Here is a 20995-nt window from a genome sequence, read left to right as displayed (position 1 = left end):
TTGCCGCCCGCGTTTCGTGGTTTTTTTTTTTGGGGGGGGGGGGGGGCCGGGGGCGCGGGGGGGGGGGGGTGGGGTTTGGGGGGGGGGTGGCCTTTATCAACGACCTAGCCGGGGGGGGGGGCCCCCGGCCGGCGCCGGCCCGCCGCCGCGGCTGCCCGGGGGCGTTCGGGCCCGCCGGGCTGCCACGGCGGGCCCGAAAGCACCCGCGACCGCAGATCGGACGGGACCGGCCCAGGCCGCGGGGCGGGTCGGACCCAGGCCTTGCGTCGGACGGCGCGGCGCCGTGGGTGGCCGCGTCCCCGGCCGGCCGGCACCGCAGGTACCCGCGCCCCGGGCCGGGCGGGTGGGGTAGGGCCGCCGCCGCGGCGGGGACGGGGGACGTGCCCCGGGCGGCGGCGGCCCGGTTCAGGGGGCCGGGGTGCCGTCGGAGGGCGCCGCGCTGCCGAGGTCCGCGACCTGCTGGATGTCGCGGTGCCGGAACGCCATCTCCCGCTCGGTCAGCGCGTCCACCGCGGCCTTGTCGTCCAGGGCGCGCAGCGCCTCCTCGTCCACCTCGTGGAAGCCGAGGACGCCCATCTTGGCCAGCGCTTCCTGGACCCGGGGCCCGAACATCCCGATCTCCTTGAGGCCGGGCACGATGCGCATGAAGACCAGCCGGCGGAACTCCCGCTTGGCGGGCGAGCGCCGGGAGGCCTTGATCGCCTCCTCGCCGTACCCGAGCTGCTGCCAGATCTCGTCGTCGACGTACCGGTCGCGCAGCGCCCAGCAGCCCTCGACGACGAAGTCCTCGCGTTCCTTGAGCTCCGCCTCGGACAGCTGCGGGTAGTAGCCGCGCAGCAGCAGCCGGCCGAAGGCCACGTGCCGGGCCTCGTCGCGGGCGACGTACGCGCTGAAGGCGCGGGCCAGCGGGTCGCGCAGCCGTTCGCGGTGGACGCCGAAGGTGGCCAGGCCCATGTTCTCGACGAGGATGTGCGCCGCCAGCACCCCGAAGTCCCAGCGGGGTTCGCGCATCGCCTGCTCGAACATGGCGGAGATCGACGGGGACAGGCCGTAGCGCAGCCCGATCTTCGTGTGCAGGAAGCGGTTGAAGCCCTCCACGTGCCGGGCCTCGTCCATCATCTGCGTGGCCGCGTACAGCTTGGAGTCCAGGTCCTCCACGGTGAGCAGGATCTTGCCGACCGCGATCAGCGCGGCCTGCTCGGAGTGGAGGAACTGCGAGTACAGCCAGCCGCTGCTGTGCCGGCGCACGATGCGCCGCTCGCTCTCCGGCAGCCGGTCCCACAGCTTGGACCCGGCGATGGAGATGAAGTCGTCGGGCAGGCCCAGCGGGTCGTCGGGGTCGACCTCGTGGTCCCAGTCGAGCCGCTCGTCCATGTCCCACTGGCGCTGCTTGCCCTGCTGGTAGAGCCGGACCAGTTTGTCGTTGCGCCGGTCGTAGTCCCACTGGATGACGGCCCTGCCGTTGACCGGGACGGCCCACTCACCGGCGAGGTCCGTCAGTATCTCGGGACGCGTGTAGTCGGTGGTGCTCATGCGGTGTTCTCCCTGTCGGCGGTGAGCGTCCTGTCGGCGGTGAGCGTCTGCCGGGCGATCTCGCGCAGGTCGGTGCGCAGGGCCTTGCCCGCCGGGTTGCGCGGGATGCGCTCGATCGGCAGGAAGTGGGTGGGCCGCTTGTAGGGGGCGAGGCCCGCCACGCACAGCCGCAGCAGTTCCTCCGGGTCGAACCGGTCGTCGGCGGCGGGCTGCACGAACGCCACCGGCGTCTGGCCCCAGGTCTCGGACGGCACGGGGACGACGACCACGTCGGCGACGTCCGCGGACTGCCGCAGGACGTGCTCGATCTCGGCCGGGTAGACGTTCTGGCCGCCGCGCAGGATGAGGTCGTTGCGCCGGTCCACGACCCAGACCCGGCCGTCGCGGTCGACGCAGCCCACGTCGTGCGTGTTGAGCCGGCCGTCGCGCAGGACGCCGGCGGTGGCCTCCGGGTTCTTCCAGTAGGCCTGCATCAGCCCGTCGCCGCTGACCTGGAGCTCGCCGATGACACCGGCGGGCACCTCCCGCCCCTCGGCGTCGACGACGCGCAGCCCGGCGCCGAGCATCGGCACGCCGACGCAGACGGCCCCGGGGACCGGCGGCGGGCCGACGGGCGTGTCCGGGCGCAGGGTGAGGACGGGACCGCCGCCCTCGGTGATGCCGAAGATGGTCTGCAGGTCGGTGCCGAGCCGCTCGCGCGCCTCGCGGGCCAGCTCCTCGGGCATCGGGGCGGCGCCGTGCAGCAGGAGCCGCAGCCGGGACAGGTCGGTGCGGGACAGGCCCTTGGCGCGCAGCAGGAGCCGGACCATGGACGGCACCAGGAAGGCGTGCTCGATCCGCCACCGCTCCAGGGCGGCGAGGCAGCCCTGCGGGGTGAAGCGGTCCAGGACGCAGACGGTGCCGCCCGCGGCCAGGTGGTCCAGGGCGATGACGACGCTGCCGTGGAAGAGCGGGCCGGCGTTGAGGAAGGCGGTGCCGGGGCGCGGGCCGACGTCGGCGATCCAGGACAGCGCGTTGATCTGGAGCGAGCGCTGGTCGACGACGACGCCCTTGGCGCGGCCGGTCGTCGCCGAGGTGTGCAGGATCAGCACGGGGTCGGCCATGCCGGGTCCGGTCTCGTCCGCCGGCTCGGCGCCGGCGTCGGGCAGTTCGGCGACGGTCGCGATGTTGGTGACCGGCAGCCCCGGGTACAGGGCGCCCAGCCGGGCCGCGTACGCCTCCTCGGCGACGGCCGCCGAGGGCTCGACGGACTCCATGATGGCGCCGATCTCCGGGTCGGTCAGCGCCGGGTTGACCGGCACCGCGACCAGGCCGGCGGCGGCGCACGCGAAGTAGGTCTCCAGCACCTCGGCGCGGTTGGTGCTGAGCACCAGGACGCGGCTGCCGGGCAGGGTGTCGTGGCGCAGCCGGGCGGCCAGGGCCCGCACGTCCCGGTGCAGGGTGCGCCAGCTGACGTCGCGGCGCGCGTCGCGCAGGGCGAGGGCGTCGGGGTCCCGGTCGAGGCCGCGGCGCAGCACGTGGTTCAGCCACATGTCAGTTCGCCTCCGCCCCGGCCAGCCGGGCGACGGCGCGGACCGTGGTGAGGCCGAGCAGTTCCTCGTCCTCGAGCGGCCGGCCGAGTTCGTCCTCCAGGCTCAGCGCGATGCGGATCAGCTCGCCCGAGCCGATGCCGGCCCCGGCGAAGTCCTCGTCGTCGCCGAGCCGGTCCAGCAGGACGGGGTGGTCGAGGCTGTCGCGGATCAGGGCGCGGACGTCGGTCAGGGAGCGGACGGCGGTCATGAGCTCCTCCTGGGGCGGGCGCCGACGCCGACCATCGCCCAGTAGGGGGCGGGTTCGCCGTCGAAGTGGACGAGGGGTTCGGCGCTGTCGGTGCGGCAGGGCAGCAGCCGGTTGAAGCGGCTGCCGAAGCAGGCCGCGGCGAACTCGGGCGACTCGGCGACGCCGCGTTCGTCGCCGACGGTGGCGACGAAGGCGAAGACCGGGTCGAGCGACTTGTGCACGCCGTCCTCGACGACGTCGCACCAGGCGTGGTCGCTGCCGAACAGCCCGAGGAGGTAGCCGCGCCGGGCGGTCGCCTCGAGTCCGGCCGCGCGCAGCCGGTCGGCGAGCAGCCGGGAGGCGACGACGCAGTCGGCGATGCCGAGTTCCCAGGCCCGGTGGTGGTCGGCGCGCAGGGGTTCGGGCACGGTCTGGTAGATGACGCGGCGGGTGGCCAGGGCGTCGACGACCTCGGACCACGCCTCGTGGATGCGCGGGTCGCGCACGGTGTGCGCGGCGCCGGTCAGCCGGACGGCCGCGGTGTATCCCGAGGGGTGCAGTGCCTCGTCGAACGGGCCGCCCTCCAGCAGTTCCACGCCGGGCGCGGACAGGTCGGGGACCCGGACGGTCACCTTGCGCCCGTCGCCGGCGGCGCGGTCCTCCGCCGCCTCGCCGCCGGCGGTACGAGAGGGGTGGACGCCGATCTCCCAGTCGCGGGGTGCGAACCAGCTGGTGCGGGGGGCGGCGGCGAAGCGCATCAGGAAGCGCAGGCCGAGTTCGGGCACGGTCTGGCCGGTGCCGCAGAACATGCCGACGTTCATCAGGTCGTCGTAGTCGAACAGCGGCCCCCGCGCCGGGTCGACGACGTGCGGCAGTCCCGCCGAGGCGAGCCGCGCGACCTGGCCCGGGGCGGCCCGCAGGGCGCGGGCCGCGGTCGTGGTGTCGGTGTCGTAGCGGGCCACGTCGGACGGGGCGGTGCGGAACCGGTCGAGGGCGCCGAGCAGGGTGTCGGCGGCGGCGGTCTCCACGGTCATACGGAGCTGCCCTCCCGGGTCAGCCGGGCCACGAAGTCGGCCAGTTCGCGCACGGTCGCGGTCTCGAAGAGGAAGTCGTCGGGGATGACGACGTCGCACTCGTCCTCGATCTCGGTGATCGCGCGCAGGGCCTTGACGGACTCGATGCCGGGCACGGCCGACAGCGGCTTGTCGGGGTCGACGGACGACTCGGCGACGCCGGCCTGTGCGGCCAGTGCCCGTACGACGATGTCCAGGGTCGCGGTGACGCTCACGAGTGCTGTCCTTCCGGGGCGGTGGTCGGTGCGGAGTGGTGCTTGCGGTACAGGTCGGCCGCGCCGGAGCGCTTGACCTTGCCGGAGCTGGTGAAGGGGAGGGTCTGCGGGGAGACGGCGAGGGTCTCGACGGCGGTGAGGCCGAGGTGTTCGGCGAGCCGGGTGCGGATGGCCTCGCCGACCGCGCGGGCCGTGTCGGCGTCGAGCTTCGTCTCCCAGATCACGACCATGTACTCCTCCCGGTCGTCCTCCCAGGCGAAGGCGGCGCAGTGCCTGCGGTCGACGCCGGGGGTGGACTTGACGATCTCCTCGACGTCCTCGGCGTAGTAGTTCTGGCCGCGGACGACGGCCATGGCCTTCACGCGGCCCATGACGTACAGCTCGCCGTCGTGCAGGAAGCCGACGTCGCCGGTGCGGAGCATGCCGTCCGGGGTGAACGGCTGCTGCTCGGCGGGGAGTCCGAGGTAGCCGGCCGTGACCGGGGCGCCGCCGATCTGCACCTCGCCGACCACGCCCTCCTCGAGCGGGGTGCCGTCGGCGGCGCCGATGCGCACCTCGACACCGTCGACGGGCCGGCCGCAGGAGACGACGGTGCGGGTGGTGGGGCCGGGTTCTGCGGCCTCCCGGACGCGGTCGCCGACGGCGAGGCCGGAACGTTCCGCCTCCAGGCTGCGGTACGGGGAGCCGGGGGTGCCGGTGCTGACGATGAGGGTGGCCTCGGCGAGGCCGTAGTTGGGCTGGACGACCTGGGGGCGCAGCCCGTACGGCGCGAACGTCCGCTGGAACTCCTCCAGGCTGCTGCGGCGCACCGGTTCGGAGCCGTTGCCGCCGTAGCGCCAGGCGGACAGGTCCAGGTCGTCGGGGACGCCCTTCGCGGCGGCGGCGACCAGGTAGTCGTAGAAGAAGTTCGGGGCGGGCAGGATCGTGGCGCGGCTGGCGGCGAACTCGGCGAGCCACCGCATCGGGCGGCGGACGAAGTCGCCGGGCTGCCACAGCCAGATCGGCGAGCCGGCGCGCAGCGCGGCGAGCAGCGTGAACAGGCCCATGTCGTGGAAGAGCGGCAGCCACTCGCCGAGCCCGTCCTCGCTCGTCCACCCGGTCCCGGCCTCGATCGCGTCGAGCCCGGCGGAGACGTTGGCGTGGCTGACCACGACGCCCTTGGGGGCGGAGGTGGAGCCGGAGGTGTACTGGATGATCGCGGGTGCCGTGCCGCCGCCGTGCGGGGCGGGCAGGTCCTCGCGGCCGGAGGGGGCGTCGGCGATGTCGATGAACGGGATGTGCGGGACGGCCTCGGCGACGCGGGCGACGATCCGGCCGCCGAGGCTGCCGTCGACGAGCATGGCGTCCAGTTCCGCGTCCTCGGCGATGCGGCGGACGTGGGCGGCGTAGGCGTCGGCGCCGCCGAAGGCGACCGGGAGGGCCAGTGGGACGGCCGCCGCGTCGAGGCGGAGCGCGGCGAGCAGGCCGCGGACCCAGGGTTCGCCGTTGGCCATGAGCAGGCCGACCCGGCGCGGGGCGCGGCCGTCGCGGGCGGCGAGCACGGCGCCGGCGGTGCGCTCGGCGCGGTCGAACAGGGCCGTGCCGGATACGGGTTCCTCGGTGCGCGAGGGCGTGTGCAGCAGGGTGCCGTCGCGCAGGCCGCGGGAGAGCTCGTGCCAGAGGTGCGTCATGCGGGTCAGGCCTCCTTCGGGCCGGTGGCGGTGAGGGGGGCGGTGGTCGTGGCGGCGGTGCGGTGGATGCGGCCGGCGAGCTTGCGGCGCAGCACGGACCTGCGGACCTTGCTCGTTCCGGTGACCGGCATGGCCTCCCACTCCCAGAAGCGCACCTGGAGTCCGGGCAGCCCGGCCTCGGCGGCGACGGCGCGGAACCGTTCGGCGTCGGGGGTGGTGTCCGGGCGGGGGCAGGCCACCGCGAAGACGGTGCCGTCGTCGTCCTTGACCAGGACGAGTTCGACCAGTTCGGGCAGGGCCTCCAGCAGGTGGTCCTCCTTCTCCAGGAGGCTGCCGACGCCGTCGACGTGTTCGACGATGCGGTCGAGCAGTTCCAGCGAGCCGTCGTCGAGGAGGCGGCCGATGTCCCCCATGGGCCACCAGGCGTCCTCGGGCGGCATCGGGTCGCCGCCGACGTAGCCGCGCATGCGGCCGGGCGAGCGGGTCTCGATCACGCCGGGCGTGTTCGGCGGCTGCGGGACGCCGTGCTCGTCGACGATGCGGATCTCCATGCCGCCGCCGCTGTGGCCGACGTTGCGCGGCGAGTAGTCGGCGGACTCCTCGCGGGTGACGATGCGCAGGCAGATGGGCCCGGACTCGGTCTGTCCGTAGGCCTGGAAGTAGTGGGCGCGGGGGTGCTCGGAGGCGTTCAGCAGCGTCCGCACGGTGCGCGGGTGCATGGCGTCGAAGGTGCTGATGAACCGCTCGACGTGCTGGAACGGGCGGTCGGGGTCGTCGGCGAGGGACTCCCACTGGATGTAGACGTTGGGGTGGGTCTCGAGCGAGGTCGGTCGGTGCTCGAGCATGAGCCGCTTGACGTTCGCGGGGTCCGGGTCGGCGATCGCCAGCGCGGGCATCGCGGTCTCCAGCGAGGCGAGCGTGCCCGCGCAGGTGCGGGCGTGCACGAAGGACAGGTGCTTGGCGTTCAGGTCCTGCGGGGAGTACTGGTCCCGGAAGATCATGATCATCGGCGCGACCATGCCGAACAGGGAACGGGTGGAGTGCGCGGCCATCTTGGGCGCCCCGGTGGTGCCCGAGGAGTGGGTGATGACGAACCACTCGTCGGCGTCGCGCGGCCCGGCGGTGTGCGCGAGGCGTTCCTGGAGCGGGACGACCCAGTTCGCGTCCGTCTTTTCCAGGCACAGCACGTTGCGGGTCAGCCGGCGCAGCGCGTGGCGGTGCTCGCCGAGCCGCGCGAGGCCGGTCGAGTCGACGACGAGGTACGGGTCGTCCAGGCGCGCGAAGCACTCCAGGAGCTCCCCGGTCTCCATGGCGGACGAGAGCAGGGCGGGCAGGGCACCGATCTTGCCGAGGGCGCACATCACGCCCTCGACCTCGATGTGGTTGCGCTGCACCACGGCGACGACGTCCCCGCGCCGGATGCCGCCGGCCCAGAAGCGGTCGGCGTAGTCGTCGACGGCCCGGGCGAAGTCGGCGAAGTCGCGGACCGGCCGGTCGTAGGTGCGCCAGGGCGTGTCGGAGAGGAAGGGGGTGTCGGGGTACTTCTCCGCCGCGACGGCCGGGAGGATCCCGAGCGGTGCGGTCGGCTGCGGCATGACATCGAGCTTCAGTGCGGATATGTCAGGCATGGAAAGTCCCCCTGCTCGGCCTGGCGAAGACGTCCGGGCAGCACGAAGTGCGCGCCGGTGAAGGCTGTCCGGTGTCGGAAGTGGTCGGGATCGCTCACCGTCCGGTCGGGAGCGGCCGACATGAGACAAGAGGTGGTTCCCGGCCGATGCACTCCACCGGATTTCGAGAATTTCCGGACGCTCCGGCTCCGCCACGGCCGCGCCCGGCGCACCGCCGGATGCGCGGCCGGCGGCGGAGCCGTCGCCGAAGGGGGTCAGCCCGCGCGGGAGAAGAGCCGCTCGGCGGCCTTGGCGACCAGGTCGGGCCGCTCCTCGTGGAGGTAGTGGCCGCAGTCCGGGACCACCTGGACCCGCAGGTCGTCGGCGTGCCGGCCGGCCGGCGTCAGCACGCCCGGGGGCAGCATGAAGTCACGCTGGCCGCCCATGATCACGGTCGGCGTGGTGAGCCGGAGCTTCTTGTAGCGGCCCGTCAGCAGCCGCGCGATGTCCCGCAGGGCGAAGGCCCGGTGCAGTGCCTCCCCGGCGCGCGCCCGCGCGGGCTCCCGGCTGGAGCGGACGAACTCCTCCCTCGCGTCCGCCGTCCAGACCGCCTGGTCCACCACCCCCTTGCGCATCAGGTAACGCGTGAACCCGGGCCGTCGGCGCAGCAGCCAGCGCCCGAGGAGCGGCTGCTCCAGCAGCGCCGTGTACCAGAACCGCCAGGACTGCGGCATCAGGCGGTGGTGCAGCGGCCAGGGGTGCATCATGTTCAGCGCCAGGTAGTGCGTGACGCGCTCGGGCGCGGTCAGACAGAGGTGGAACCCCGTCCAGGCGCCCCAGTCGTGCCCGATGAGCCGCACCCGCTCCAGGCCCAGTTCGTCCAGCAGGGCGACCACGTCGGCCACCCTGCTGTCGGTGTCGTAGCCCTTGGCGGGCGCGTCCGACCAGCCGAAACCGCGCTGGTCCACACAGATCAGCCGGTAGCGGCCGGACAGCAGCGGGATCAGCCGCCGCCAGCCGTACCAGTGCTGGGGGAAGCCGTGCAGCAGCACGACGGGCTCCCCTTCTCCCGCCTCGGCGACGTGCAGGCGTACGCCGCCCCGCACGGTCACCCAGCGGTGGCGCACGCCCGCCAGTTCGGGCTGGGGCGGGGAGGCTTCGGCGTTCTCCACGGACTCCACGAGAGCTCCTGAGGGTCGAGGACCGGTTCGTTCGTTCGGTCGGTCAGGAGGCGGCGCCCCCGCCAAAGGTTCCCGCCGGGTACGAGGTCTCCTCCGGAGGCCCTGAGGGCTGTCCGACGCTTCCCGTCGTCGCCCGAAGGGCGGCCGCGCGCGTCAGGTGCGTGCTCTCGGCGGGCCGGCCCCGGACCCGCGTACTGGACGTACCCGGGTCTGGGGCCGGTGCGGCGAGTGGGGTCCCCTCCGGGGGGAGCGTGCATGGCGTCGCACGGCAGACGGGGACTGTCGGACAGGCCTCAGGACTCGTCGTCCCCCGCGCACAGCCGTGCGGTCAGCGCGGCGATCTCGGCGGTCTGGGAACCGTTGAGGCGGGGGTCGCAGGCGGTCTCGTACCGCTCGTGCAGGCCGTCCTCGGCGATGCCGGCGCCGCCTCCGACGCACTCGGTGACCTCGGCGGGCGTGGCCTCGAGGTGGAGGCCGCCGGGGACGGCGCCGGCGGCGCGCACGGCCGCGAAGAAGCCGCGGATCTCGGCACCCACCGTCGCCACGTCCCGGGTCTTGTGACCGCCGCCGCCCACATACGTGTTGCCGTGCATCGGGTCGCACATCCACACCACCCGGTGTCCCGCGGCCGCCACCTCCTCCAGCAGCGGCGGAAGCAGCTCGCGCACCCGGCCGGCCCCCATCCGCGAGATCAGCACCAGGCGCCCCGGCTCCCGGTCCGGGTCCAGCCGGGCGCACAGCGCGGCCAGCCCGGCCCGGTCGGTGCCGGGGCCGATCTTGACGCCGACCGGGTTGGCGACCCCGGACAGGAACCGCACGTGCGCCCCGTCGGGGTCCCCGGTGCGCGCGCCGATCCAGGGCAGATGGGCGGAGGTCAGGCACAGGCTTCCGGTCACGGGGTCGCGCCGGACCTGGGGCTCCTCGTAGTCGAGGACCAGCGCCTCGTGGCTGGTCCACACCGCCGGGGCCCCGGGGACCGTCGCCCCGGGCAGGGCCATGCCGGACTCGGCCAGCTCCCGCAGCAGGGCCAGCACCTCGCGCGCGTGCGCGTGCCCGCGCAGCAGCCGCATCGCGTCGGGGACGCGCGCCGCGGGCTCGGGGCGCGGATCGTTGACGAGGTGTCCGCGGAAGGACGGCAGCACGAGCCCGCCGGCCTGCTCCGTCGGGGAGGAGCGCGGCTTGGCGTACTGCCCGGCCAGCCGGCCGATGGGGATCACGGGCCGGCCCAGCGCGGCCCGGACGGTGCCGGCGGTGCCGTGCAGCTGGCCGACCCGCGCCGCCACTCCGGCGAAGGCCGGGGCGTCGAAGGTCTCCGCACAGTCCCCCAGTTGCATCACGAACGCCTCTCCCGCGGCGGCCTCGGCGAGGGCGCGGCGCAGGTCGAGGATCTCGTCGGAGCGTACGAGGGGCGCGGCGCCGGCCAGCCGGGCGCGGATCCGGCGCAGCAGTCCCGGGTCGGGCCAGTCGGGCTGCTGGGCGGCCGGGCGTGCGCGCCAGTCGGACGGCGTCCACTCGGGCACGCGGCGGGGTGAGGCGAGGACAGCGGGCGGGTGCATGGCGGAAGGGCCTCCGTCGTCTTGGAATGCGGTCAGGAGCGTGGGACAAGGGGGAAGGCGTGGGGGCGCAGGCGGGGACCGGAGCCTCAGTCCCGCGGCAGCGCCCAGCACAGGACGCCCTGGCCGGGCAGGCGTCGGACGCTCACGTGGACGCGGGTGCGGGGGTGGCCCGCGGCCCAGGCGAGATAGCCGGCCCCGTCCGGCTCCAGCCGCACGTCCCGCAGCCCCCGGGGTGCCGGGTCCACCAAGGGGTGGAGGGCCTTGAAGGCGGACTCCTTCGCGGAGTAGAGGGCGAGCAGGCGCCGCGCGGCCGTGCGGGGCGGCCCGAGCAGCGGGCGTTCGGGACCGCCCAGCACCAGGTGGGCCGCCCGCACGGGCAGCCGGCTCATCTCCAGGTCGACGCCGAGCGTCCGGAACCGCACCGAGGGACCGGCCACGGCGACCGCGACGCCGCCGGAGTGGCTGATCGACGCGGAGAGCCCCTCGGGCAGCCGGGGGCGGGGCCCGTCGCAGAGCACGGAACCGGCGGACAGTCCCGCCGCGCGCACCGCCCGGTGCAGGGCGCTCCGCCCGATGAGGAAGTCGCTCCGGCGGGCCCGTGGCATGGTCCGTGCCAGGCTGCGCTCCTCGTCGGTCACCGCGACGGGCGGTCCCTCGTGGGCCGAGGCGACCCCGAATCCCATGCCCGGAATGCGCGGACCATTGCTGGAAAATGCGCGGTGAAGGTTGTGGAGCGGCCCACTGAAATACACGATGCTCGCTTCCCCGTCCGTTGTCGTCGGTATCCGCGAGAACCGGTGGCCGACATTCCGGAAGACCCCTTCTCCGGGCCTGCGGGACGGTCGGTATCCTGGTTTCTCACACAGGTAGGAGGGCGCCCGGCGCACAAGTACTCCCCGGCACGCCAAATACCTCCCCAGACGGCCTCCGCACGCCCATGACGTGAAGTTTTTCCAGGTCTTGACCATCCCGGGAGAGAGTGCGACGCTCCCTCACATACGTCACCTCACGTACGCGTGAAGAGGGAGCGACAGCAATGACCGGTTCGGTGGACAACGACTGGCCGCTGGCCGAAGTCGACCCGATACGCCGACTGAGGATCATCGCGTCCGGCGCCCGGCACCCGGCCTTCGCCGAGCGCCGTTTCGACGTGCCGGTCGGCCGCCTCTGGTCCGTCGCCTCCGACCTCGAAACCGAACTCCCGCTGATCGTCCCGGGGCTGCGCTCCTTCACCGTCACGAAGACCGCGGGCGACCGGCTGTCCGGCCGGGCGGTCGGCGTTCTCGGTTACCGCGAGCGCTTCGACGTCGTCCTGCGTCCCGGCTGGTGCCTGATGCAGGGCACCGCGCTGACCAGCGGCATGGCCGCCACGCCGGACGGTGACGGCTGCCGCTTCGCCTTCTTCAGCACCCTGCGCCTGCCGGGCGGCGGCGCCCTGGACCGGCTGCGCGCCCCCTGGTCGGCGAAGCGGGCCGAGCGGATGCTCGACCGCCTGGGGGAGCGCGCCGCGGCCCGCTAGAAGCTGCCGTTCGGATCAGGCACTACCCCCAGGCCGAGCGGAACGACCGCCGGGCCCGGAACAGCCGGGATCTGACCGTCCCCACGGGTATCTCCAGGAGGGCGGAGACCTCCTGTTCGCTCAGCCCCTCGACATGACGCAGCATCAGCACCGCCCGGTGCTCCGGCATCAGCCGGCCCAGCGCGTCCGTGATGTCCGAGGCGAGGTGCAGGTCCCCCGCGACGGGCGGGTCCTCCCACTCCATCGGCACGGTCGGCTGGCGCCGGCGCTGGTTGGCGTACTTCAGTGCCTCCCGCACCGCGATCGCCCGCACCCACCCGAACAGGGCCGCCGGCTCCTTGAGCTGGCGGATTCTGCGGAACACCGCGATCAGCGCCTCCTGCGCGGCGTCGGGGCCGTCCTGCAAGGCCACCGGACCGCAGATCCGGCCGACGAACGGGGCGAGGATCTCCAGCAGTTCGTCCATCGCCAGCGCGTCCCCGCGCCGCGCCCCCTCGACCAGACGGGCCAGCAGCTCCGGATCCCGGTGCCCCGTGGGCCCTTCCCCGCCCCCGCTCACCACGCCCCCGCCGTAGCCGTGAACGGGCGGGCAACGCGGAAGGAATTTCCGGATTCAACCGAATAACCGGACGACGGGAACGGACGACGACGAACCCTCTCGTATTGACGGGAATTCAAACAGTCCTTGCCGACAACCGCTTTCCGGAGAAATAACTGCACCATGTGTGACGGACCCCCCGTGGATGGCTAATTCAATAGCCGCACATCGCGCCCACCCTAGCACCGGGCGCACAAATCCGGGAGGTTGATCCCGCGCTGGCGCACCGTCCCGATAATCCGGCACACCGAATTCGCGGTGCGCGCATGCCGAAGAGTGCCTCGGCGCCCGCTCCGCCCGGCACTCGCTTACCGCCATCTCCGATGCCGCCCCGTGAACCGGTCCCCCGGTCCGCGGGGCGGACATCCCCACCTGGACAGAGGCGTGCCGGGGGCCATGCACTCCCTGGTCCGCCGATTCCGATTCCAGCCAGTTCGCGACGGGCGGGAGTGCCCGGCCGCCGCCACTCCTCCTCATCCACGAAAGCTCCCACCCAAGGAGGAGAACGGCAGATGACCACAGCCCGAGCGGGCACCCTGCGCAAGGCCCCTGCCCCGCGGCAGGACACTCAGGAGGACCCCTGGGCCGCGGGAGGCGTCCTCGTGCGGGCTGCCCAGTCCGGTGACGCCATGGCCCTCAACGACCTGCTGGTCCTGCTCACCCCGTACGTGAGCCGGCTGTGCCGGCCGATCGCCCTCGGGCACAGCGCCGACGCCGTGCAGGAGGCGCTGATCGCGGTCTTCCAGGGCCTGCCCCGGCTCCGCGACCCGCGCGCCCTGTACGCGTGGGTGCGCACCATCACGGTGCGCGAGGCGGTGCGGGTGGCCCGCCGGGCCGAACGCGAGACACCCGTGTGCGAGTTCGACGACATCGCCTGGCCGGGCAGCCCGGAGCTGGCGGTGGACATCCAGGACGTGCTCACCCGCATGTCCACGGAACACCGCGCGGTCCTGGTGCTGCGCGAACTCGAGGGCCTGGACGAGCGTTCGGCGAGCCGGATCCTCGACATCTCCTGCGGCACGATGAAGTCCCGGCTCCACCGTGCCCGTCACAGCTTCCGAAAGGCGTGGCCGCGATGACTACGAACTGGCCGACGGCCGAGCTCGACCCGGTCCGGCGTCTGCGCGTCATGGCCGCGGGACTGCACGCCGTCATGTACGCGGAGGCCCATGTCGACCTGCCCGCGGCGGACGTCTGGGCCGTCGCCGGGGACCTGGAGCGGGAACTCCCCCATCTGCTGCCCACGCTGCGCGAGTTCCGGTGCCGTCCCTGCGGCGGGGACCGGTTCCACGGCCAGGCTCTGGGGCCCTTCGGGCACACCGCCCGTTTCGACGTCCTGCTCCAGCCGGGCTGGTGCCTGATGCAGAGCGAGCACGTGGTCGGCGGCATGGCGGCCGTCCCCGAGGGGTCGGGCACGCGCTTCGCGGTCCTCGGCGGACTGCGCCGGCCCTGGTCGGCGCCCTTCCAGACCGCCCTGCGCCCGCTCGGCCGGTCCCGGGGCCGCCTGATGATCGACAGGGCCGCCCGGCGGGCACGGCTCCGGCGGGCCGCCCGGGAGGCCGGCTGAGCGCCCGGGAGCCGGCCGGCACCGGACGGTACCGGAAGCGGCGGCCCCCCGTCCGCCGCTTCCCTCCGCCACCGGCGCCGTACCGCTCACCCCCCGCCGGAAACGGGGGCTGTCCCCCGTGCCGGCACCGTCGCCGCCGCCTACCGTGGGAGCCATGACCGGAATGGACGGGCGGGACACCGACCTCAAGAAGGAACTGGACGCCACCCTGCAGACCCGCAGGGAGCTGGGTGAGGAGTACGAGTCCGCGCTGGTCGACTCGTTCCTGGAGAAGGTCGACCAGCGCATCGACGGCGTGGTCGAGCGCCGGGTGCGCCGGCAGCTCGCCGAGCAGCAGATGGCGGCGGCCCGGGACAGCCGGTCGCCGCGGACCACCGACTCCTTCGGCGAGCGCTTCGGCTTCGGCATCGTCTCGTTGGTGCTGGCCGTCCCGCTCTCCGCGATCGGCGGCGGCGTCGCCCACCTCCCCGGGCTGCTGACCGCCTGGGCGGGCATCGTCGGGGTGAACGTCGTCCAGGCCGCCCGCACCAACCCGGGCCTCTTCGGCCGCCGCGGCGCCGCCGCCCGCGAGGACCGCTGGGAGGACTGAGCGCACCGGGAAAGACTGCGCGGGGACCGCCGCACCCCCGTCGCTGGGGGGCGGGACGACGACGGTCCCCGCGGGGGACGCGCGCGCCGGGCCTCACGGCCGGGGTGGCGCGTCCATGGCGTCCGTGGAGGTCCGGGAGCCGCTCCGGAAGGTCCTCGACGCCGTACGGTGCCGGCCCGGACAGGGAGCCTCCCCCAGTGCTCAACGCCTGGGAGGTACCCCCACCGCCCTGCCGACACCCACTACTGTGCCGGTCCCGTGTTAAGCGGGTGCTGCGCGGACGTGACGCGCGCGTACCGCTTCCGCGAAGTCCACGGGCCCGTACGGATTCCCGGCCTACTTGCCGCCCTTGGCGAGGAAGGCCAGCAGGTCCTGACGGCTCACCACACCCGTCGGCTTGCCCTCGACCAGGACGATCGCCGCGTCGGCGGCGCCCAGTACGGACATCAGGTCGGCGACCGGCTCACCCGAGCCGACCTGCGGCAGCGGGGCGGACATGTGCTTCTCCAGCGGGTCCTCCAGCGAGGCGCGCTTGGCGAACAGGGCGTCCAGCAGCTCGCGTTCCACGACCGAGCCGACGACCTCGGCGGCCATCACGTCCGGGTGGCCGGCGCCGGGCTTGACGATCGGCATCTGCGAGACGCCGTACTCGCGCAGCACCTCGATGGCCTGACCGACGGTCTCGTCCGGGTGCATGTGGACGAGGGACGGGATGGCGCCGTGTTCCTTGTCGTTCAGGACGTCGCCGACGCGGGCGCTGGGGCCGGCGTCCTCGAGGAAGCCGTAGTCGGCCATCCACTCGTCGTTGAAGATCTTGCTGAGGTAGCCGCGTCCGCTGTCCGGCAGCAGGACGACGACCACGTCGTCCTCGCCGAGCCGCGAAGCCACCTCCAGGGCCGCGACGACGGCCATGCCGCAGGAGCCGCCCACCAGCAGGCCCTCCTCCTTGGCGAGGCGGCGGGTCATCTGGAAGGAGTCCTTGTCGGAGACGGCGACGATCTCGTCCGCGACGTTCCGGTCGTAGGCGGTCGGCCAGAAGTCCTCGCCGACGCCCTCCACGAGGTACGGGCGCCCGGAGCCGCCGGAGTAGACGGACCCCTCCGGGTCGGCACCGATCACCTTCACCGCGCCGTCGCTGACCTCCTTCAGGTAGCGCCCGGTGCCGGAGATGGTGCCGCCGGTGCCGACGCCGGCCACGAAGTGGGTGATCTTCCCCTCCGTCTGCTCCCACAGCTCGGGGCCGGTCGAGTGGTAGTGGGAGAGCGGGTTGTGCGGGTTGGAGTACTGGTCCGGCTTCCAGGCTCCCGGCGTCTCGCGGACCAGACGGTCGGAGACGTTGTAGTAGGAGTCAGGGTGCTCGGGGTCGACCGCCGTCGGGCAGACGACGACCTCGGCGCCGTAGGCGCGCAGCACGTTGATCTTGTCCGTGGACACCTTGTCAGGGCAGACGAAGATGCACTTGTAGCCCTTCTGCTGGGCCACGATGGCGAGGCCGACGCCCGTGTTGCCGCTGGTCGGCTCGACGATCGTGCCACCGGGCTGCAGCTCGCCGCTCTGCTCGGCGGCCTCGATCATGCGCAGGGCGATGCGGTCCTTCACCGAGCCGCCCGGGTTGAAGTACTCCACCTTGGCCAGGACGGTGGCCCTGATGCCCTTGGTCACGTTGTTGAGCCGTACCAGCGGGGTGTCGCCGACGAGGCTGATCATCGAGTCGTGGAATTGCACCGTGGTCTCCGGATGCCGCAAAAGATGTGGTCGTGATGGGTTCCGCCAGCCTATGGCCTGCCGGCCCCCCGATGCCCTGTGTCGGTCGTTCACTCCCCGTCGAGATTGGGCGACCGTCCGTACGGGGCAAGCAGTGGGTGTACGGCTCGATGGAGGTGGCGGCGACGTATGACGAGCATGTCGAGGGCGAGGGTGGCCCGGCGGATCGCGGCCGGCGCGGCGTACGGCGGCGGCGGGATCGGGCTGGCCGGCGCGGCGGCGGTCGGTCTGCTGCTGGCGGAGGTGCAGCTGGCCAGACGCCGGGTGGGCATCGGCACGCCCGACCGGGTGCCGAACGCGGAGGGCCTGTACGGCGGCTCCCTCACCACGGCCGTCGACGCGCCGCTGCGGCTGGTGATGCTGGGTGACTCGACGGCCGCCGGCCAGGGCGTGCACCGGGCCGGCCAGACACCGGGCGCGCTGCTGGCGTCGGGGCTCGCGGCGGTGGCCGAACGGCCGGTGGAGCTGCACTCGGTCGCGGTGCCGGGGGCCCGCTCGGACGACCTGGACCGGCAGGTGGCGCTGGTGCTCATCGATCCGGACCGGATGCCCGACGTCTGCGTGATCATGATCGGCGCGAACGACGTCACCCACCGCATGCCGGCCACCCGCTCGGTGCGTCATCTGTCGACGGCGGTACGGCGGCTGCGCACGGCCGGCGCCGAGGTGGTGGTCGGCACCTGTCCGGACCTCGGCACGATCGAGCCGGTGCCGCAGCCGCTGCGCTGGCTGGCCCGGCGGACCTCGCGCCAGCTGGCGGCGGCGCAGACGATCGGCGTCGTGGAGCAGGGTGGGCGCACGGTGTCGCTGGGCGACCTGCTGGGCCCGGAGTTCGCCGAGAACCCGCGGGAGCTGTTCGGCCCCGACAACTACCACCCCTCCGCGGAGGGATACGCCACGGCGGCGATGGCGGTCCTGCCGTCGGTCTGCGCGGCCCTCGGGCTGTGGCCGGCCGAGGAGGAGCGCCCCGACGCCGCCCGCCGCGAGGGCTTCCTGCCGGTGGCCCGGGCGGCGGCCGAGGCCGCGGACGAGGCCGGCACGGAGGTCGCGGCGGCGATGCCGACGGGGCCCCGGGGTCCCTGGGCGCTGCTGAAGCGCCGACGGCGGCGCAGGGTCTCGGAGACGGAACCGGCCACGTCGGCGCAGCGGAGGTAGCGCCCGAAGGGACGCGGGCTGTGACATGTGCGGCTCCGCCGCACGGGCGCGGCCGGCCCCGTACGGCCCGCACCCGGCCACCGCGCCCCGCTCTCCCGCACCGTCGTGTCCGCCCGACCGCCGGAGGCAAAAGCAAGCGCTTAGAAAGTTGCGGTCCATGTCACACCGTCATACCCGTGACCCAGGCCATACGTCCGGGTAACTTCCCAACCAGCCGCCTCATCCCCGCGACGCCACTGGAGCCGTGATGCCCGAAGCCGTGATCGTCTCAGCCGCCCGCTCCCCCATCGGCCGCGCCTTCAAGGGCTCGCTGAAGGACCTGCGCCCCGACGACCTGGCCGCCACGATCATCCAGGCGGCTCTCGCCAAGGTCCCCGAGCTGGACCCGAAGGACATCGACGACCTGATGCTCGGCTGCGGTCTGCCCGGCGGCGAGCAGGGCAACAACCTCGGCCGTATCGTCGCCGTCGAGATGGGCATGGACCACCTGCCCGGCTGCACGATCACCCGGTACTGCTCCTCGTCCCTGCAGACCTCCCGCATGGCCCTGCACGCCATCAAGGCCGGCGAGGGCGACGTCTTCATCTCGGCCGGCGTCGAGATGGTCTCGCGGTTCGCCAAGGGCAACTCCGACAGCCTGCCGGACACCCGCAATCCGCTCTTCGCCGAGGCCGAGGCCCGCACCGCCGAGGTCGCCCAGCAGGAGGGCACCACCTGGCACGACCCGCGCGAGGACGGCCTCGTCCCCGACCCGTACATCGCGATGGGCCAGACCGCCGAGAACCTCGCCCGCTGGAAGGGCGTCACGCGGCAGGACATGGACGAGTTCGGCGTCCGCTCGCAGAACCTCGCCGAGGAAGCCATCAAGAACGGCTTCTGGGAGCGCGAGATCACCCCGGTCACCCTGCCCGACGGCACCGTCGTCTCCAAGGACGACGGCCCGCGCGCCGGCGTCACCCTGGAGGGCGTCCAGGGCCTCAAGCCGGTCTTCCGCCCCGACGGCCTGGTCACCGCCGGCAACTGCTGCCCGCTCAACGACGGCGCCGCCGCCCTCGTGATCATGAGCGACACCAAGGCCCGCGAGCTGGGCCTGACCCCGCTCGCCCGCATCGTCTCCACCGGCGTCTCCGGCCTCTCCCCGGAGATCATGGGCCTCGGCCCGGTCGAGGCGAGCAAGCAGGCGCTGTCCCGCGCCGGGCTGACCATCGACGACATCGACCTGGTCGAGATCAACGAGGCCTTCGCCGCGCAGGTCATCCCCTCCTACCGCGACCTCGGCATCCCGCTGGAGAAGCTGAACGTCAACGGCGGTGCCATCGCCGTCGGCCACCCCTTCGGCATGACCGGCGCCCGCATCACCGGCACGCTGATCAACTCCCTCCAGTGGCACGACAAGCAGTTCGGCCTGGAGACCATGTGCGTCGGCGGCGGCCAGGGCATGGCGATGGTCATCGAGCGCCTCAGCTGAACCGGAGAGAGCTGCCGAAAGACCGTCAGTAGCCCTTCGGGGACCCAGCGTCACCCCTCGGCCCGGGAGCCTGTCCGCACAGGTTTCCGGGCCGATTTGTGACTCAAATTCCCCCAGGATGTGACCTACCTCTCCCGCCACCCCCGTTTCCGCAGGTCAGACCAGCCGCATCGGTATCCGGGGGCCGTAGGGCCTGTCCGTTTCGTGACGTTACGCACTGACAGATGGTTAGTCCGGCCTTCAAGCTGAGGTAGTAAGTCGGGGGTCGACTTTGAACCGGGAGTACGTCAGTGAGCGCCATGCCGATCGCCCTGCTGCTCACCACGGCCGCCACCGGCGCCGTGGGCGTCGCCGTCCTGCGCGCTGTCCTCGTGCTGCGCCGCCAGGTCGCGGCCCTGCACACCGAGCTGACCGAGAGCCGCGCCGCCGCTCGGCGGAGCCGGATCCCGGCCGCCCGCACCGTCAGCGACGCCGAGGAGATACGCGCCGCCGTCGCCGAGGCACTCGCCGAGGAGCGCGAGCGGGAGCTGGCCGAGGCCCGCGCCTTCTGGGCGGCCCAGGAGTCCCGCGACGCCTCCGACGCCCCCCTGCTGCTCGGCCTGTCCGACAGCGAGCTCTTCCTGCCCCGCCAGGCCGACCTCGTGGGCCTGGAGCCGGTGGCCGAGCCGGGCGCCGACGCCGACGAGCCGGCCGCGGAGTCCGCCGAGCTGGCCGCGGCCCGCCGCCGCCACCCCTCGCACCCGGACTTCGTGCCGAACCCCTCGCCGACCGTGAACGACCACGAGCGCACCGTGGCGACGCTGGAGGAACTGGCCGCCTCCCATGTCGCGCTGGCGGACGTCCGCCCGGGCCCGCTGGGCACGCTCGACGTGTACGTCTTCGCCGACGGCACCACCCTGTGCATGACGCCGGGGCACCGCGAGACCGCGGAGCGACTGGCCGCCGCCCTGGCCGCGGGCCGGACGCCGTACCTCCTGGGCGGCTCGGGCATCTCCGGCGCCTACACGCTGACCTTCGCCTGCGGCGACGAGAACGTCTACATCCTGGCGGACCGGGTCATCGCGTCCCTCTAGGGGCGGCCCCGCCGTCACGACGTCACACCCCGGCCCGCTTGCGGGCCTCCTCCACCAGGCACACCGCCTCCTCCACCTGGGCCGCGTCCGTGAGGACGACGGCCAGGTCGTGCGCGGCGACGGCGATCTGGTCGGCCGCGGCGAACATCCCCGCGTCCGGCATCTCGCGCGGCTCGGCGTCCGGTTCCTCCGCCAGCTGGGCGCGCCGGGACAGTTCCCTGGCCAGCTCCAGCGCCTCGGCGGCGGCCCCGCGTTGCAGCCTGCTCTGCGGGGCGGCCCGCAGCCGGTCGGCGAAGTCGTCCACGGCACGGGTCAAAGGCGTCGTATCAACCACGGCGCGAGCGTACGCGGCGTTCCGGCACTGTTGCCAACGGGCGAACGCTCGGGCACGGTGACCTGAAGGACCGGCTTACATCCCCTTTCGTCCGGAGGCGCCGATGTCCCACGTCTTCTCCGAGGAGACCCACCGCAATCTGCTCGCCCGCATCCCCCAGTGCACCGGTCGTGAGATCGCCGACTGGCTGCGCGCCGTCGAGGACGGCCCGGCCCTCTTCCGCTTCGAGGAGAAGGTCAGCTGGCTGCGCCACGAACACAACCTCGCGTACGGCCACGCGAAGGCCATCGTCCACGAGTACGACCTGAGGAGGGCCGCGCGCAATCTGCTGTAGG

General features: G+C 73.4%; 21 protein-coding genes. 8 read left to right on the top strand and 13 right to left on the bottom strand.

Going from position 1 to position 20995, the window contains the following annotated elements:
* Window positions 1–405 precede the first annotated feature (405 nt).
* The 10 genes from AB0E77_RS07050 to AB0E77_RS07005 form a co-directional block, all read right to left on the bottom strand.
* Window positions 406–1533 (bottom strand): ferritin-like domain-containing protein, encoded by a 1128-nt coding sequence (locus tag AB0E77_RS07050; protein ID WP_361566650.1) that lies wholly within the window; start codon window positions 1531–1533, stop codon window positions 406–408.
* Window positions 1530–3065, bottom strand: a complete 1536-nt coding sequence (locus AB0E77_RS07045) for an AMP-binding protein (RefSeq protein ID WP_361566647.1) — start codon at window positions 3063–3065, stop codon at window positions 1530–1532. The genes AB0E77_RS07050 and AB0E77_RS07045 overlap by 4 nt, the downstream gene beginning before the upstream one ends.
* 1 nt (window position 3066) lies before the next feature.
* Window positions 3067–3312: an acyl carrier protein gene (locus tag AB0E77_RS07040; RefSeq protein WP_361566645.1), complete on the bottom strand. Its 246-nt coding sequence runs from the start codon at window positions 3310–3312 to the stop codon at window positions 3067–3069.
* Window positions 3309–4325 (bottom strand): hypothetical protein, encoded by a 1017-nt coding sequence (locus tag AB0E77_RS07035; RefSeq protein WP_361566642.1) that lies wholly within the window; start codon window positions 4323–4325, stop codon window positions 3309–3311. The genes AB0E77_RS07040 and AB0E77_RS07035 overlap by 4 nt, the downstream gene beginning before the upstream one ends.
* Window positions 4322–4579 (bottom strand): acyl carrier protein, encoded by a 258-nt coding sequence (locus AB0E77_RS07030; RefSeq protein ID WP_161163652.1) that lies wholly within the window; start codon window positions 4577–4579, stop codon window positions 4322–4324. The genes AB0E77_RS07035 and AB0E77_RS07030 overlap by 4 nt, the downstream gene beginning before the upstream one ends.
* A complete protein-coding gene (locus AB0E77_RS07025) occupies window positions 4576–6249 on the bottom strand; it encodes an AMP-binding protein (protein ID WP_361566641.1) in 1674 nt (557 codons plus the stop codon). Before AB0E77_RS07025 ends, AB0E77_RS07030 begins: the two co-directional genes overlap by 4 nt.
* A gap of 5 nt (window positions 6250–6254) precedes the next feature.
* Window positions 6255–7877 (bottom strand): class I adenylate-forming enzyme family protein, encoded by a 1623-nt coding sequence (locus AB0E77_RS07020; protein ID WP_361566638.1) that lies wholly within the window; start codon window positions 7875–7877, stop codon window positions 6255–6257.
* A gap of 254 nt (window positions 7878–8131) precedes the next feature.
* Entirely contained in the window at window positions 8132–9037 is a 906-nt protein-coding gene (locus AB0E77_RS07015) for an alpha/beta hydrolase (protein ID WP_361566636.1), read from the bottom strand.
* A gap of 293 nt (window positions 9038–9330) precedes the next feature.
* Window positions 9331–10593 carry a 3-deoxy-7-phosphoheptulonate synthase gene (locus tag AB0E77_RS07010; protein WP_361566633.1) on the bottom strand — a complete coding sequence of 421 codons (1263 nt, stop codon included), beginning with the start codon at window positions 10591–10593 and terminating at the stop codon, window positions 9331–9333.
* Between the two features lie 86 nt (window positions 10594–10679).
* Window positions 10680–11276, bottom strand: coding sequence for a 4'-phosphopantetheinyl transferase superfamily protein (locus AB0E77_RS07005; RefSeq protein WP_361566631.1), 597 nt, complete (start codon window positions 11274–11276; stop codon window positions 10680–10682).
* A gap of 353 nt (window positions 11277–11629) precedes the next feature.
* On the opposite strand from AB0E77_RS07005, the gene AB0E77_RS07000 reads away from it, so the two are divergent.
* Window positions 11630–12112: a hypothetical protein gene (locus AB0E77_RS07000; protein ID WP_361566628.1), complete on the top strand. Its 483-nt coding sequence runs from the start codon at window positions 11630–11632 to the stop codon at window positions 12110–12112.
* Between the two features lie 22 nt (window positions 12113–12134).
* Here the strand turns inward: AB0E77_RS07000 and AB0E77_RS06995 are convergent, their stop codons facing one another.
* The gene (locus AB0E77_RS06995) at window positions 12135–12674 is read right to left on the bottom strand and encodes an RNA polymerase sigma factor (RefSeq protein WP_361566626.1); all 540 of its coding nucleotides are present in this window, start codon (window positions 12672–12674) and stop codon (window positions 12135–12137) included.
* A gap of 548 nt (window positions 12675–13222) precedes the next feature.
* Here AB0E77_RS06995 and AB0E77_RS06990 point away from each other — a divergent pair.
* From AB0E77_RS06990 to AB0E77_RS06980, 3 genes are all read left to right on the top strand, one after another.
* A complete protein-coding gene (locus AB0E77_RS06990) occupies window positions 13223–13789 on the top strand; it encodes an RNA polymerase sigma factor (RefSeq protein WP_361566623.1) in 567 nt (188 codons plus the stop codon).
* Window positions 13786–14277 (top strand): hypothetical protein, encoded by a 492-nt coding sequence (locus AB0E77_RS06985; RefSeq protein ID WP_361566620.1) that lies wholly within the window; start codon window positions 13786–13788, stop codon window positions 14275–14277. Before AB0E77_RS06990 ends, AB0E77_RS06985 begins: the two co-directional genes overlap by 4 nt.
* A gap of 163 nt (window positions 14278–14440) precedes the next feature.
* Window positions 14441–14866 carry a hypothetical protein gene (locus tag AB0E77_RS06980; protein WP_361566705.1) on the top strand — a complete coding sequence of 142 codons (426 nt, stop codon included), beginning with the start codon at window positions 14441–14443 and terminating at the stop codon, window positions 14864–14866.
* Window positions 14867–15202: 336 nt separating this feature from the next.
* Here AB0E77_RS06980 and AB0E77_RS06975 read toward each other — a convergent pair whose 3' ends face one another.
* Window positions 15203–16591: a cystathionine beta-synthase gene (locus AB0E77_RS06975; RefSeq protein WP_361566617.1), complete on the bottom strand. Its 1389-nt coding sequence runs from the start codon at window positions 16589–16591 to the stop codon at window positions 15203–15205.
* A 168-nt stretch (window positions 16592–16759) separates the two neighbouring features.
* Here AB0E77_RS06975 and AB0E77_RS06970 point away from each other — a divergent pair, with 168 nt between their 5' ends.
* The 3 genes from AB0E77_RS06970 (at window position 16760) to AB0E77_RS06960 (ending at window position 20326) form a co-directional block, all read left to right on the top strand.
* On the top strand, window positions 16760–17785 hold the full coding sequence (locus AB0E77_RS06970) for an SGNH/GDSL hydrolase family protein (protein ID WP_361566615.1): 1026 nt from the start codon (window positions 16760–16762) through the stop codon (window positions 17783–17785).
* A 247-nt stretch (window positions 17786–18032) separates the two neighbouring features.
* The gene (locus tag AB0E77_RS06965; protein ID WP_361566612.1) at window positions 18033–19253 is read left to right on the top strand and encodes an acetyl-CoA C-acetyltransferase; all 1221 of its coding nucleotides are present in this window, start codon (window positions 18033–18035) and stop codon (window positions 19251–19253) included.
* 290 nt (window positions 19254–19543) lie between these two features.
* Window positions 19544–20326 carry a hypothetical protein gene (locus AB0E77_RS06960; RefSeq protein WP_361566609.1) on the top strand — a complete coding sequence of 261 codons (783 nt, stop codon included), beginning with the start codon at window positions 19544–19546 and terminating at the stop codon, window positions 20324–20326.
* A gap of 22 nt (window positions 20327–20348) precedes the next feature.
* On the opposite strand, the gene AB0E77_RS06955 is transcribed toward AB0E77_RS06960, so the two are convergent.
* Window positions 20349–20660: a hypothetical protein gene (locus tag AB0E77_RS06955; protein ID WP_361566606.1), complete on the bottom strand. Its 312-nt coding sequence runs from the start codon at window positions 20658–20660 to the stop codon at window positions 20349–20351.
* A 103-nt stretch (window positions 20661–20763) separates the two neighbouring features.
* On the opposite strand from AB0E77_RS06955, the gene AB0E77_RS06950 reads away from it, so the two are divergent.
* A complete protein-coding gene (locus AB0E77_RS06950) occupies window positions 20764–20994 on the top strand; it encodes a DUF4287 domain-containing protein (RefSeq protein ID WP_161162754.1) in 231 nt (76 codons plus the stop codon).
* The last annotated feature ends 1 nt before the right edge of the window (window position 20995 follow it).

Source organism: Streptomyces sp. NPDC032940, from assembly GCF_040636935.1.
Classification (GTDB): domain Bacteria; phylum Actinomycetota; class Actinomycetes; order Streptomycetales; family Streptomycetaceae; genus Streptomyces.
This window is presented reverse-complemented; position numbering and strand designations above follow the sequence as displayed.